This window comes from Bosea sp. 29B (assembly GCF_902506165.1).
Taxonomy (GTDB): Bacteria; Pseudomonadota; Alphaproteobacteria; order Rhizobiales; family Beijerinckiaceae; genus Allobosea.
The window spans coordinates 2,094,441-2,107,159 of record NZ_LR733817.1 but is presented as its reverse complement, the minus strand read 5'-3'; the positions used below and the strand labels follow the sequence as shown (position 1 = coordinate 2,107,159).

General features: G+C 66.0%; 14 protein-coding genes and 1 pseudogene. 5 read left to right on the top strand and 10 right to left on the bottom strand.

Going from position 1 to position 12,719, the window contains the following annotated elements:
- Positions 1-24: 24 nt before the first annotated feature.
- The 4 genes from GV161_RS10295 to GV161_RS10280 are packed head-to-tail and all read right to left on the bottom strand — an operon-like array spanning position 25 to position 2,845.
- On the bottom strand, positions 25-399 hold the full coding sequence (locus GV161_RS10295; RefSeq protein ID WP_091835899.1) for a helix-turn-helix domain-containing protein: 375 nt from the start codon (positions 397-399) through the stop codon (positions 25-27).
- Complete coding sequence (locus tag GV161_RS10290) at positions 396-956, bottom strand: Smr/MutS family protein (protein ID WP_152013235.1); 561 nt, start codon at positions 954-956, stop codon at positions 396-398. The genes GV161_RS10295 and GV161_RS10290 overlap by 4 nt, the downstream gene beginning before the upstream one ends.
- Positions 957-959: 3 nt before the next feature.
- The gene (locus GV161_RS10285; protein WP_152013236.1) at positions 960-2,072 is read right to left on the bottom strand and encodes an MltA domain-containing protein; all 1,113 of its coding nucleotides are present in this window, start codon (positions 2,070-2,072) and stop codon (positions 960-962) included.
- A gap of 47 nt (positions 2,073-2,119) precedes the next feature.
- A complete protein-coding gene (locus GV161_RS10280; protein ID WP_152013237.1) occupies positions 2,120-2,845 on the bottom strand; it encodes a Tim44/TimA family putative adaptor protein in 726 nt (241 codons plus the stop codon).
- Positions 2,846-3,095: 250 nt separating this feature from the next.
- On the opposite strand from GV161_RS10280, the gene secB reads away from it, so the two are divergent.
- Both secB and GV161_RS10270 read left to right on the top strand, forming a co-directional pair.
- Positions 3,096-3,587: a protein-export chaperone SecB gene (secB, locus tag GV161_RS10275; RefSeq protein WP_100961978.1), complete on the top strand. Its 492-nt coding sequence runs from the start codon at positions 3,096-3,098 to the stop codon at positions 3,585-3,587.
- 151 nt (positions 3,588-3,738) lie between these two features.
- A complete protein-coding gene (locus GV161_RS10270) occupies positions 3,739-4,482 on the top strand; it encodes a TerC family protein (RefSeq protein ID WP_152013238.1) in 744 nt (247 codons plus the stop codon).
- 122 nt (positions 4,483-4,604) lie between these two features.
- Here GV161_RS10270 and dnaQ read toward each other — a convergent pair whose 3' ends face one another.
- From dnaQ to GV161_RS10245, 5 genes are read right to left on the bottom strand one after another with little or no spacing between them, the layout of a single operon-like run.
- Positions 4,605-5,312 (bottom strand): DNA polymerase III subunit epsilon, encoded by a 708-nt coding sequence (dnaQ, locus tag GV161_RS10265; protein ID WP_152013239.1) that lies wholly within the window; start codon positions 5,310-5,312, stop codon positions 4,605-4,607.
- Between the two features lies 1 nt (position 5,313).
- Positions 5,314-5,925 (bottom strand): dephospho-CoA kinase, encoded by a 612-nt coding sequence (gene coaE, locus GV161_RS10260; protein WP_152013240.1) that lies wholly within the window; start codon positions 5,923-5,925, stop codon positions 5,314-5,316.
- Between the two features lie 24 nt (positions 5,926-5,949).
- Positions 5,950-6,783 (bottom strand): shikimate dehydrogenase, encoded by an 834-nt coding sequence (locus GV161_RS10255; RefSeq protein WP_152013241.1) that lies wholly within the window; start codon positions 6,781-6,783, stop codon positions 5,950-5,952.
- Positions 6,784-6,803: 20 nt separating this feature from the next.
- Positions 6,804-7,427 carry a Maf family protein gene (locus GV161_RS10250; protein ID WP_152013242.1) on the bottom strand — a complete coding sequence of 208 codons (624 nt, stop codon included), beginning with the start codon at positions 7,425-7,427 and terminating at the stop codon, positions 6,804-6,806.
- On the bottom strand, positions 7,424-8,254 hold the full coding sequence (locus GV161_RS10245) for a pyruvate, water dikinase regulatory protein (RefSeq protein WP_152013243.1): 831 nt from the start codon (positions 8,252-8,254) through the stop codon (positions 7,424-7,426). The genes GV161_RS10250 and GV161_RS10245 overlap by 4 nt, the downstream gene beginning before the upstream one ends.
- Before the next feature lie 453 nt (positions 8,255-8,707).
- Between GV161_RS10245 and hemE the strand changes: the two genes are divergently transcribed.
- The 3 genes from hemE to rho all read left to right on the top strand — a co-directional run bounded on the left by hemE (position 8,708) and on the right by rho (position 11,663).
- A complete protein-coding gene (gene hemE, locus GV161_RS10240; RefSeq protein ID WP_244665366.1) occupies positions 8,708-9,742 on the top strand; it encodes a uroporphyrinogen decarboxylase in 1,035 nt (344 codons plus the stop codon).
- Between the two features lie 12 nt (positions 9,743-9,754).
- A complete protein-coding gene (gene hemJ / locus GV161_RS10235) occupies positions 9,755-10,180 on the top strand; it encodes a protoporphyrinogen oxidase HemJ (RefSeq protein WP_152013245.1) in 426 nt (141 codons plus the stop codon).
- A 217-nt stretch (positions 10,181-10,397) separates the two neighbouring features.
- Positions 10,398-11,663, top strand: coding sequence for a transcription termination factor Rho (gene rho, locus GV161_RS10230; protein ID WP_126114687.1), 1,266 nt, complete (start codon positions 10,398-10,400; stop codon positions 11,661-11,663).
- Positions 11,664-12,415: 752 nt separating this feature from the next.
- Here rho and GV161_RS10225 read toward each other — a convergent pair.
- Positions 12,416-12,697, bottom strand: a pseudogene (locus GV161_RS10225) (DUF255 domain-containing protein); the annotation flags it as partial.
- Between the last annotated feature and the right edge of the window lie 22 nt (positions 12,698-12,719).

Here is a 12,719-nt window from a genome sequence, read left to right as displayed (position 1 = left end):
GTGTTGCATTGCCGGCAGGTCAGGTCAAGCGCTTCCGCGCCGGCGCGCGGCACTGTCGAGGATCGAGGTCAGTGCTGCCAGGTCCGACGGGCCGAGCCATTGTACCTCATGGGCAAGGCGATTGGCGAACAGGGTTGCCTCGGGTTCGAGGCCGGCGGTGTCGATCACGATGCGCGGATGGGAGAGCTCGGCGAGGCGGATCAATTCGTCGGCCTCGTCCCAGATCACGCCGAGATGATGGATTGCGCTCTGGATCAGGGTGAAGGTCGGCTGGCCGCGCTTGCCGTGCTCCAGCGCCGAAAGATAGGCCGGGGTGACGCCGAGCGCCTGCGCCATCTGCGCCAGTGTTACGCCGCGGGCGGCGCGCAATTCACGGACGCGGCGGCCGAAGGGCGTCATCGGTCGAGCTCCCGGCTGCGGCGCAGGCGGATATAAAGCGCGCCGGTGCCGCCATGGCGCTGCTCAGCCTCGTCGAAGCCGAGCACCAGCGGGCGCAGGTCCGGCAAGCGCAGCCAATGCGGCACGTTGCGGCGCAGGATGCCCCTCTCCTCGCCATAAGGGACGTCGCCGGCGATGCCCTTGCCGGTCACCACCAGCACGAGTTTCGCGCCGCGCTGCTGCTGCAGGCGCAGGAAGCCGCGCAAGGCCGAATGCGCCTCGTCCTGGCGCAGCCCGTGCAGGTCGATCACGGCCTCGACGCCCTGCTGGCCGCGGCGCAATTGCGTGCGCATGCGCCGTTCCAGCGGCACCAGCGGCGGCGGTGCGGGCTTAGCGGGCCGGACCGGTGTCGGCGTTGTTGGGGGCAGAAGGCTTTCCGCAACTGCGGCCGACTTGGCCTGCTCCGCTTCCGGTTCAGGCTCGACCGGCGAGCGGCCGGCAAGCGGCTTGACGGTACGTGCGACCTGGCGCCAGAGCGCGAGTTCCGCTTCGGAGAGGAGCTTGCCGCGCCGGCGCATGGCTCAGCGCGGCCAGAGCACGATGAAATCGACGGGATGCCGGATCAGACCGGCGCGATGGCCCGCTTCCGCCCCGGAGCCGACGAAGAAGTCGATCCGCGCCGGCCCGACGATCGCGGTGCCGGTGTCCTGCGCCAGCATCAGCCGGGCGAGTTTCTCACTACCGCCCTTGCCGTCGGGGATTTCGGTCTCGATCCAGGCCGGCATGCCGTAGGGCCAAAGCGAACGGTCGACCGCGACGCTGCGCAGCGGAGTCAGCGGCAGGCCGGCTCCCCCGATCGGGCCGGACCCGGGCGGCAGATCGTCATTGCGGGCGTAGAAGACGAAGGAGCGATTGAGCCGGATGAGGTCGCGGGCGAAGCCGGCATCGGCCTTCAGCCGGGCGATCAGCTTGTCCATCGTCATCTGCTCGGGCGGGATGTTCTCGCGCCGGCTGAGCTCGCGGCCGAGCGAGGTATAGGGGTGGCCGTTGCGTCCGGAATAGATGAGGCGCGTCACCTTGCCGTCCGGCAGGCGGATGCGGCCCGAGCCCTGGACCTGCAGGACGAAGCGATCGACGGGATCGCGCATCCAGAGGATCTCGAGACCCTGGCCGGCAAGCGCTCCCTCATCGATCGCGGCGCGATCCGGGAAGGGCTCCAGCCCTTGGGCGGTACGGCGCGCCGAGGTCAGCGCCGGGTCGAGCCCGGACCAGTCGTCGCCCGGCATCTTGGTCACCAGGTCGGCCGGGCGACCGTAGAGCGGCGTCGGGAAGGCGTCGGAGCGGGTCAGCGAGCCCTCGAATTCCGGCTCGAAATAGCCGGTCATGAAGCCTCGGTCGGCGCCGGCAGGACGGATGCGCCAGAAGGCGAAATTGTCCGCGAAGAAGCTGCGGGCCACATCCGGGTTCACATCGCCCGCGGCGAGCAGGCCCGCAGCCTTGGTGCATAGCGCCGGCAGGGCCGCAGGCGCAGGCGCGCCCTGTCGCAGCGGCGGATCAGTCTCGCAGCCCTGCGCGAACAGCCGCAACACAGCGAGCTGGTCGTCGGTGCTCCAGCCGGCAAGCGAAGCGGGCGCCACGGGTTCGGCCCGGGCGCCCTGCGGCAGAGATGGGGGAGAAGCGTGTGCGCCGGTCATCGATGGGCCTGCGACCAGGAGCCCCAGAACAAGACCGACGACACGGATCACGCGGCCGATTCGGTGGCGACCAGCAGCCAGTTCGGATCGCGGCTGCCGAGCTGGCGCGCGAAGGTCCAGACGTCGTTGACCTCGGAGACCGCCTCGGCGCTGCCGTCGACGACGTTGCCCTGCGCATCGCGGACCGCGCTGATCAATTGCGAGACGAAGGCGATGGTGACCTGGGCGGCCTTGCCCTTGACGTCGACGGCGACGATCTCGGCCTTGTCGATCGAGACGAAGTTGGACTCGGCCTTCTCGCCGCGCTTCTCCCGCTCGGCGATCGCCTGCTCGAAGCCGTCATAGACTTCCTTGGCGAGCAGGCCCTTCAAGGCCTTGCGGTCGCCGCGGGCGAAGGCGGTGACGATGGTCTCATAGGCCGACTTCGCGCCGATGAGGAAGCCCGGCGCGTCGAAGCGCGGTTCCTGGCGGAGGATGGCGTCGAGGCCGACAGCGATGGCTGAGCCCGGCTCGGCGATGTCCTTCCAGCGCTCGGCGTCGACCACGGGGACAGCCGCTGCGTCGTTGGCGGCGCCCGGCAAGCGGACGACATTGTCGCGTCTCTCGCCATTGCCGGGCTGATCCGGGCGCAGCGGCGGTGTCTCGCGGCGCGCGAACGGATCGGCCGGCGGCTTCTCGTGCCCGGTCTTCTGGCCCAGAACCGAGCGCAGTTTCCAGGCGACGAAAACGGCCAGGGCCAGGAAGACCAGGGTCGTCATATCGAAATTCTGCATCGCCGGCTGATCCGAACCTCGAAAACTCGTTCCCGCGCAGGCGTACTTCGTCGCCCGTCATCGAACGGATATGGTGTGGGAGGCTCGTAACATCCACCCCCGAGGGCGACAAGGGCGCGAAAGCGCGCGTCGCTTGTGCCGGCCCCGCCGCCATGATAGCCGACGCGAGCCCGGCGCCGCCGCTTGCCGGGCAATTCCGGCCACGGCACGGAATTTCCCGATGGTTTTCTAGACAATGATGATGGGACCCATGGCCAACGAAAACGGCAACGGCGCCGCCGCCGACCAGCAGGGGCCCAGCCTCAACACGCTGGTCCAGTACATCAAGGATCTCTCCTTCGAGAACCCCAATGCTCCGCGTTCGCTGACCCAGCAGCAACAGCAGGGCGGGCCGCAGATCGGCCTTCAGGTCAACGTCCACGCCAACGCGCTCGGCGAGAACGACGTCGAGACGATCCTGACGCTCGAAGGCAAGGCAACCCTGAACGACGAGACGCTGTTCGCGTTCGAGCTCAGCTATGCCGGCGTCTTCCGCATCCTTGGCGTGCCGCAAGAGCAGCTGCACGCGGTCGTGATGATCGACTGCCCGCGCCTGCTCTTCCCGTTCGCCCGGGCGATCGTCGCTGAAGCCGTCCGCAATGGCGGCTTCCCGCCGCTCTATATCGATCCGATCGATTTCGCCCAGCTCTACCGCCAGCGCCTCGAAGAGCTGCAGGCGCAGCAGGGCACGCCGAACGCCTGAACTGCGGCCTGAATCAGGAATTCGACAGAAAAGAGCCCTCAGGGGCTCTTTTTTGTTGGTCCGGCTGTTGTAAATCGCCCGGGCGTTTCCATCTCCCGCGGGCCAGAGGCGGCCATTCCGGCGCGCCGTTCCCGCGAGGTACACGACTTCCATGGATTCCCTTATGACGCTCGCCGCCGACCCAGCAGTCTGGGTGGCGCTCGGCGCCCTGATCGCCATGGAGGTCGTCCTCGGTATCGACAACCTCATCTTCATCTCGATCCTGACCAACAAGCTGCCGGAGCATCAGCGCTCGCGCGGCCGGCGGATCGGCATCGGCCTGGCGCTGATCCTGCGCCTCGGCCTGCTCTCGACCGTCGCCTTCATCGTGCAGCTGACCGCGCCGGTGTTCTCGGTCTTCGGCAAGGCCTTCTCCTGGCGCGACATCATCCTGATCGCCGGCGGCCTGTTCCTGGTCTGGAAGGCGACGAAGGAGATCCATCACAAGGTCGATCCGGATCACGGCCCCGACATGTTCGACGGCAGCGCGGCCGCGGCCGTGACCTTTGGCGGCGTGATCTTCCAGATCCTGCTGCTCGACCTCGTCTTCTCGATCGACAGCATCATCACCGCCGTCGGCATGACCGAGCATATCCCGGTCATGGTGATCGCCGTCGTCGTCGCCGTCGCGGTGATGCTGCTCGCCGCCGACCCGCTGGCGCGCTTCATCGACAAGAACCCGACGATCGTGATGCTGGCGCTCGGCTTCCTCCTGATGATCGGCGGCACGCTGATCGGCGAAGGCTTCGGCGCCCATATCCCCAAGGGCTATATCTACGCCGCTATGGCCTTCTCGGCCCTGATCGAGGGGCTGAACATGATGTCGCGCCGGGCAAGCCGGAAACAGGGCGAGTAGCCCAGATTAGCGTCATGCTCGGGCTTGACCCGAGCATCTCGTGCAGGGAAGGCGCTGAACAGCCTTCTCGTCGGGAGATTCTCGGGTCTGCGCTGCGCTTCGCCCGAGAATGACATTCTGTGTCAGGCTTCCTCGGGCACGCCGAGATAACCGCGCCAGAGCGGCCCCTTGAGCTTCATCACGAAGGCCTCATGGGCCGCTCTTTCCTCCGGCGTCAGCCGCGGCGCGAGTGCCCGCTGGCGCACCGGGCGCTCGGTCGCGACCGCAAGCCCGGCACCCGCCTTGCCGGCAACAGCGCCGCCGAAACCGAGGCTCGTCTGCTTGCCGCCGATCAGCTCGATATAGACCTCGGCCAGGATCTCGGAGTCGAGCAGCGCGCCGTGCTTGGTGCGGCGGCTGTTGTCGATGCCGTAGCGCGAGCAGAGCGCGTCCAGGCTGTTGCTGGCGCCGGGATGCTTGCGGCGGGCCATGGCGAGCGTATCGACGACGAGCGCCGGCACGATGGCCGGCAGGCCGAGCCGGCCGAACTCCATGTTGATGAAGCCGACATCGAAGGCGGCGTTGTGGATGACCAGCTTGGCATCCGCGATGAAGGCGGCGAACTCGCTGGCGATCGTGGCGAAGACCGGTTTGTCGGAAAGGAAGGCTGCGGACAGCCCGTGTACCCGGAAGGCGCCATCCGGCATGTCGCGCTCGGGGTTGATGTAGACATGGTAATTGCGGCCGGTCGGGCAATGATTGACCAGCTCGACGCAGCCAATCTCGACGATGCGATCGCCTTTCAGCGGTTCGACGCCGGTGGTTTCCGTGTCGAGAACGATCTCGCGCATGTCAGCCCGCCCTTTCGGTCCGGCCGAAGCGGCCGGCGACGGCATTCAGGATAGAGCGGACCTGGTGCTCGGCGGCCACGAGCCCGCGCGAGGTGTCCACAAGGAAGTGGGCGCGGCGGCGCTTCTCCGCATCCGGCATCTGGCGGGAGAGGATCGCGGCGAGCTTCTCCTCGCTCATGCCGGAGCGGGAGAGGACCCGCTTGCGCTGGACCTCGGCCGGAGCGGTTACGACGACGACGGCATCGCAGCGCCCCTCCCCGCCGGTTTCCAGCAGCAGCGGCACATCGAGCACGGCGACAGTTGCGCTGCTCTTTCGAACGCGTGCCAGGAAGGCCTGCTCCTCCGCCCGCACCAGCGGATGGACGATCGCCTCGAGTTTTGCCAGCGCTTCGGGCCGGCCGAGCACGGCGGCGGAGAGCTTGGCCCGATCGACAACGCCATTTGCCGTCGTTCCCGGAAACGCCGCCTCGATCTCCGGCGCGGCCGCGCCGGCGTAGAGATCGTGCACCGCCTGATCGGCGTCGTGGACGGGTACGCCGGCGGCGCGGAACATCGCCGAGGTCGTCGACTTGCCCATGCCGATCGAACCGGTGAGGCCGAGCAGAAAGGTCATTGCAGCGCCTCCGCCATCGCGCGCTTACACGCGGGGAATGTCGACTTCGAGCTTGGCGCGCAGCTCCGCCGTCACCTGCGGGCGGACACCGAACCAGCGCTCGAAGCCCGGGACCGCCTGGTGCAGCAGCATGCCAAGACCGTCGACCGGGATGCCGCCATGACGGCGGGCCTCGGCGAGCAGCGGCGTCTCCAGCGGGACATAGACGATGTCGTCGACGATCGTGCCAGGGCGCAAGGCGGAGAGGTCGATCTCCAGCGGCGGCTGGCCATGCATGCCGAGCGAGGTGGTGTTGACGATCAGGTCGCTCTCGCCGACGAGCTGGGCGATGTCGTGCCAGCGCCGGGCTTCGACCGTTCGCGGGAACGAAGCTGCCAGCTCGACCGCACGCTCCGGGCTGCGATTCACCAGCAGGATGCGACCGACGCCGCGTTCGACGAGGCCATGGATCACGGCGCGCGCCGCGCCGCCGGCGCCGAGAATGAGCGCCGTACCGCTGCGCCCGGCCCAATCGGGCACGCAGGCGTCGAGATGAGCCAAGAAGCCATAGGCGTCGGTGTTGTCGCCGTGGAGCCTGCCGCCGTCCATCCAAAGTGTGTTGGCCGCGCCCATGGCCCGCGCCGTCTCGCTGGCCACGTCGAGCAGAGGCAGTACGACTTCCTTGTTCGGCACGGTGACATTGCCACCGACGAATTCGCCGGCGCGCAGCCGGGCGATGAAGCCTTGCACCTCGGCCGGCGGGACATCGACGCGCTCATAGCTGCCGGCAAGGCCATGCTCGGCAAGCCAGTGACCATGGATCAGCGGCGAGCGGGAATGCGCGACGGGATGGCCGATGATGAAGCAGCGTCTGGTCATGGCAGTCGTGGAGCTAAGGATCATGCGACGAGGTCAAGCTCGCGAAGCGTGGCGAGCAGACTCAGCATCGGCAGGCCGAGGATGGTCGAATGATCGCCCTCGATCGTCTCGAACAGGTGGATGCCGAGGCCTTCGAGCTGATAGCCACCGACGCTGCTGGTCGCTGCCTCGCCAGCCAGTGCGACGTAATCCCTGATGAAGCCGGAGGTCAGCGGGCGCATGACGAGCACCGCGCTGCTGGCGCCGCGGCCGATGATCTTGCCATCGCGAGCCAGGGCGAAGGCCGAGGTGAGTTCGTGCTTGCGACCGGCGAGCATGGCGATCTGCCGCTCTGCCGCTGCCGTGCCCTCGGGCTTGTGGAACGGACGGCCATCGCAGACCAGCATCTGGTCGGCGGCGAGGACGATCCGGCTAGGATCCTGCGGCGAGACCGACTGGGCTTTGGCATCCGCCAGCGCGGCGGCCACGTCGGCGGGTGGACCGCCCATGGCGAAGAAATCGGCCTCGATGGCACGTTCGTCGACATCCGGCCTGATCACCTCAACCGGAAGCCCTGCCGCTTCGAGTAGCTGCCGCCGCGTCGTGCTCCCGGACGCGAGGATGAGCGGCGCAATGCCGCGCCAGAATGTCGCCTGCCCGGTCACGTCGCGATGAACTTCATGCGGTGGTCGCGCAGCAGATCCAGGATGGCGGCCGCCGTCTCCTCGATCGAGCGGCGCGTGACATCGATCACGGGCCAGCCCCGGCGGGCGCAAAGCCGGCGCGACTGGGTAATCTCATCCGCGACCGCATCCGGATCGACATACGGCGTCTCGTCATCGGCCTTCAGCGACAACAGGCGGTTCTGGCGAATCTGGATGATACGCTCAGCGCTGGCGACGAGGCCGACGATCAGCGGCTTCTTCAAGCCGTCGAGCTCGACCGGGAGCGGCACGTTCGGCACAAGCGGGATGTTGGCGGTCTTGATACCACGATTGGCGAGATAGATGCTGGTCGGCGTCTTCGAGGTCCGGCTGATGCCGACGAGGACGACATCGGCATTCTCGATATCGCCGCCGAGCTGCCCGTCATCATGCATCAGCGTGTAATTCATCGCATCGATGCGGCGGAAATACTCGGCATTGAGCATATGCTGCGCGCCCGGCCGGGGGGCGGAAGCCTGGCCGAGATAGGACTGGAACAGCGACAGCACCGGTTGCAGCACCGACAGGCAGGGGCAGCCGATGTCGCGGCAGAAGCTCTCCAGCCGCTCGGCCCATTCCGGCTCGACCAGCGTATAGAGTACCACGCCGGGAGAGGTTTCGATCTCGGCGAGCACGCGCGACAGCTGGTTCTCTGAGCGGACCAGCGGGTAGACATGTTCGATCGCGGAGACCGCTTCGTATTGTGCCGCAGCAGCGCGGCTGACCGCGATCAGGGTCTCGCCGGTCGCATCGGAGACCAGATGCAGGTGAAAATAGTTGCGCGCCACGGTTTCCGTCGCCCCTGCCGGCCTCTTCTCCGGCTCAGCTCTAGAGCTGTTCCGCCGGCCTGGGAATCCCTTTTCGATCCTGCGGTCACCAGCGGACCGCTGATTCACATAGCTGGGACAACTGGGGATAACCCGGCGCTTCCAGGAAACCGTCTCGACGGCTCGGGATAACCCGGCCAAAGCCTCAACAGGCATTGGCCTGTGGGCGGAATCCGGATGTTTCACGTGAATCATTTTTGAACGCGGCGGCACGCCGCGCCCCGGAGCAAAATCCAATTCGTTAAGAAAGTCTTAAGGGCCGGCCAGCCCGGAATCGGTCAGCCGACTGACTTGCGTGCGGCCTGTGGACCGGTTGTGGACAATCTTGGGGCGGGCTATGTGCCCCCATCCAAGAGTCTAAACAGAAGACTCTCTTATAAAAGAATCTTTTTAGGACGATGGGCGGATAGCCCGATGCGCTTCATGACCCAAAGCCTTTTCCTGCGCGCTCTCTCCGGCGAGACCCTCCCGAAGCCTCCGCTCTGGCTGATGCGGCAGGCTGGCCGATATCTGCCGGAGTATCGCGAGCTTCGCGCCAAAGCCGGTGGCTTCCTCGATCTCTGCTACAATCCGGAATGGGCAGCCGAGGTCACCCTGCAGCCGATCCGGCGTTTCGGTTTCGATGCGGCGATCCTGTTCTCCGATATCCTGGTGATCCCCCATGCGCTCGGCCAGAAGCTCTGGTTCGCACAAGGCGAAGGACCGAGGCTGGAGCCAGTCGCCGATGCGACCCGCTTCGGTGAGATCCGCGAGGAGATCGATCCCGACGTACTGGCACCGGTCTACGAGACTGTCCGGCGCGTGAAGGCAGCGCTTCCCAAGGGAACTGCGCTGATCGGCTTCTGCGGCGCACCCTGGACCGTCGCGACCTATATGGTCGCCGGCCGCGGCACACCTGATCAGGGGCCGGCCAAGGCCCTGTTCCAGCGCGACCCTGCCCTCTTTGCGCGGCTGATCGACCGGCTCGTCGTCAATTCGGCGGCCTATCTCAACGCGCAGATCGATGCCGGTGTCGATGCCGTGCAGATTTTCGACAGCTGGGCGGGTTCGCTTGGCCCAGAGGATTTCAAGCGCTGGTGCATCTCGCCGACCAGGCGGATCGTCGATCTCGTTCGAGCCCGGCACCCCCAGGCGAGGATCATCGGCTTTCCGCGCGGAGCCGGATCTGGCATTCCGGCTTACGTCCGCGAGACCGGCATCGACGCGGTCGGGCTCGAGACCGAGATCGACCGAGGTTTCGTGCGCGAGGCGATCCAGCCGCTTGCGCCGGTGCAGGGTCATCTCGATCCGCAGCTGTTGCGAGCGGGCGGGCCCGAACTCGATCACGAGATCGAAGCGATCCGTGCGGCATTCGGCGGAGGTCCCTTCGTCTTCAATCTGGGGCATGGCATCTTGCCGGACACGCCGATCGCTCATGTCGAGCGGCTGGTCGAACTGGTTCGCGCCTAGAGGACTACCGCCATGGCCTACGAATGGATCAAGGCTTTCCATGTCATGGCGGTGATCGCCTGGATGGCCGGGATGCTCTATCTGCCCCGGCTGATGGTCTATCATGCCGAGGCGCAGGTCGGCTCGATCCAGTCCGAGACCTTCAAGATCATGGAGCGCCGGCTGCTCAAGGGGATCATCAACCCCTCGATGATCATCACCTGGGTGCTCGGGCTCTACCTTGCCTGGAGCGCCTTCGGCTTCAAGGGCGGCTGGCTGCACGGCAAGATCGCGCTGGTCCTTGTCCTCTCGGGCATCCATGGCTATCTCAGCGGCAGGGTCAGAGCCTTTGCCGAAGACCGCAACGACAAGCCGGCGCGCTTCTATCGCATCCTCAACGAGGTACCGGCGCTGCTGATGGCGGCTATCGTCATCCTGGTGATCGTCAAGCCGTTCTGAGATGCCGCGGTTTCCCGCTTGAGCGATTCAGGGAAAGCGGTTATCAAGCCTCTGCGCTTTTCGTACGCGTCCTTCCTTATCGTCGACGGCTCGTGCCGCGGCTGCTTTCTCGGCCGACACGACTTCCTGACAAGTGGGCCTTCAGGCCTTTCGTCCCGTCGATCCCTCCACTGCCGTTCGGCCTGCCTGATCGCGGGCCTGTTACTCCGGGTACCCCATGCGGGAAATCAAACTCCACGAACTCAAGGCGAAGTCGCCGACCGAGCTGCTCACCTTCGCTGAAGGTATGGAGGTCGAGAACGCGAGCACCATGCGCAAGCAGGAGCTCATGTTCGCCATCCTGAAGCAGCTCGCCTCTCAGGAAACCGAAATCCTCGGCGAAGGTGTCGTCGAGGTGCTGCAGGATGGCTTCGGCTTCCTGCGCTCCTCCGATTCGAACTACCTGCCAGGTCCTGACGACATCTACGTCTCGCCCTCGCAGATCCGGAAGTTCGGCCTGCGCACCGGCGACACCGTCGAAGGCCCGATCCGCGGCCCGAAGGATGGCGAGCGCTATTTCGCTCTGCTCAAGGTCAACACGATCAACTTCGAGGATCCGGAGAAGATCAAGCACAAGATCCACTTCGACAACCTGACGCCGCTCTATCCCGACGAGCGGCTCAAGCTCGAGGTGCAGGATCCGACCAAGAAGGATTTCTCGCCGCGCGTCATCGATATCGTCGCGCCGATCGGCAAGGGCCAGCGCGCCTTGATCGTGGCGCCGCCGCGCACCGGCAAGACCGTACTGCTGCAGAATATCGCGCAGTCGATCACGACCAATCACCCCGAGTGCTATCTGATCGTGCTGCTGATCGACGAGCGGCCCGAGGAAGTCACGGACATGCAGCGCTCGGTGAAGGGCGAGGTCGTGTCCTCGACCTTCGACGAGCCGGCGACTCGCCACGTCCAGGTCGCGGAGATGGTGATCGAGAAGGCCAAGCGCCTGGTGGAGCATGGCCGCGACGTCGTCATCCTGCTCGACTCGATCACCCGTCTCGGCCGCGCCTACAACACGGTGGTGCCATCCTCCGGCAAGGTGCTGACCGGCGGTGTCGACGCCAACGCCCTGCAGCGGCCGAAGCGCTTCTTCGGCGCGGCTCGCAATATCGAGGAAGGCGGCTCGCTGACCATCGTCGCGACCGCGCTGATCGACACCGGCAGCCGCATGGACGAAGTGATCTTCGAGGAGTTCAAGGGCACCGGTAACTCGGAAATCATCCTGGACCGCAAGGTGGCCGACAAGCGCATCTTCCCGGCGATCGACATCATCAAGTCCGGCACCCGCAAGGAAGAGCTCATCACGCCGCGTTCGGATCTGCAGAAGACCTATGTGCTGCGCCGCATCCTCAATCCGATGGGCCCGCAGGACGCGATCGAGTTCCTTTTGGACAAGCTGCGCCAGACCAAGCAGAACTCCGAATTCTTCGACTCGATGAACACCTGACGGCGATCATCACCTCAGCGATCTCGAAGGGCCCCGGCGCAATGCCGGGGCCTTTTTTGTTGTCGATATCGGTTGTGGCCCGACGCGCGTTCGCGACCACTTCAGCCAACCGATTCGGATCCGTGACGGGCGGCAGGCAGCATCCGTGCAGGCAGACGAAGGCGGCGCCTCTCCCCACCTGCTTGGCATAGACATGGGCCGCGTGCTCAGGCGGCAGTCCATCCGGATCGGGGCAGTCGACTGGGACCACCGTCAGATGCTGTGCTGTCAGGGCGGTCTGCCTGAAGGATTCTTGAGTCGGACCGGCGAGTACGATTTCCACGCCATTGCGGGCGAGGTCGTAGGTGTTGAGGACCGAGCCATGAGCCTTCGGGGCATGCGCTGCCAGAGCGAGTATGGCCACAAGGAAATGGTCAGCTCGCTCGCGATCCTCAGGCAGGCCGCTGGCATTGGGTACGGCATCGTCATGAGTCGGCCTGGGTACGACCGGCAGCGCGGTGGAGTCGGCCCGAATCTTCCGCTGCGGTCCCGAGTCAGCCTGGCGGTAGTGCCGATCAGTATGCGCGCTTCACCGCCTGGCGAGGCCGAAGTAGTGTTGTTTGCCGGTGCGGTAGGAATGGGCCAGGCCGTCGCTATCCGCCATGGATTCGGCAACGAAACGAAAGGTGTCGACGACCTCGATCTAGTCCTTGCGGCCAAGGATCCCGCCGGCCCGGGCGAGACCGGAGATCATCATGCACTTCCACGCGGCCAAGAGCGTGCAGAGCGCTCGTACGGAGATGGTCGATGTCGGGCCGCTCCTCGCGATCGGTCTTGATGTTCACGAAGACCTCGTTCATCACCGCGGCGGTAGCGGGGTTCTCGAAGCTCTCATGCGCCATGACATGGCACCAATGGCAGGCGGCCTAGCCGACCGAGAGGAGGATTGGGCGATTGCTGGCGCGCGCTTCCGCGACGGCCTCCGCGCCCCACTCCCTCCAGTGGAAGGGGTTGTCCTGGTGCTGCAACAGATAGGGACTGGCGGCGTGCTTCAGGCGGTTCGTCCACGGGGCTCGC

Excerpts from the sequence above, each read along its gene's own strand:
- GV161_RS10255 (WP_152013241.1), bottom strand. The coding sequence starts at position 6,783 with ATGACCAGACGCTGCTTCATCATCGGCCATCCCGTCGCGCATTCCCGC.
- coaE (WP_152013240.1), bottom strand. The coding sequence starts at position 5,925 with ATGACCTTTCTGCTCGGCCTCACCGGTTCGATCGGCATGGGCAAGTCG.
- GV161_RS10280 (WP_152013237.1), bottom strand. The coding sequence starts at position 2,845 with ATGCAGAATTTCGATATGACGACCCTGGTCTTCCTGGCCCTGGCCGTT.
- GV161_RS10290 (WP_152013235.1), bottom strand. The coding sequence starts at position 956 with ATGCGCCGGCGCGGCAAGCTCCTCTCCGAAGCGGAACTCGCGCTCTGG.
- hemJ (WP_152013245.1), top strand. The coding sequence starts at position 9,755 with ATGGCCTACGAATGGATCAAGGCTTTCCATGTCATGGCGGTGATCGCC.
- secB (WP_100961978.1), top strand. The coding sequence starts at position 3,096 with ATGGCCAACGAAAACGGCAACGGCGCCGCCGCCGACCAGCAGGGGCCC.
- GV161_RS10270 (WP_152013238.1), top strand. The coding sequence starts at position 3,739 with ATGGATTCCCTTATGACGCTCGCCGCCGACCCAGCAGTCTGGGTGGCG.
- rho (WP_126114687.1), top strand. The coding sequence starts at position 10,398 with ATGCGGGAAATCAAACTCCACGAACTCAAGGCGAAGTCGCCGACCGAG.
- GV161_RS10295 (WP_091835899.1), bottom strand. The coding sequence starts at position 399 with ATGACGCCCTTCGGCCGCCGCGTCCGTGAATTGCGCGCCGCCCGCGGC.
- GV161_RS10285 (WP_152013236.1), bottom strand. The coding sequence starts at position 2,072 with ATGACCGGCGCACACGCTTCTCCCCCATCTCTGCCGCAGGGCGCCCGG.
- hemE (WP_244665366.1), top strand. The coding sequence starts at position 8,708 with ATGCGCTTCATGACCCAAAGCCTTTTCCTGCGCGCTCTCTCCGGCGAG.
- dnaQ (WP_152013239.1), bottom strand. The coding sequence starts at position 5,312 with ATGCGCGAGATCGTTCTCGACACGGAAACCACCGGCGTCGAACCGCTG.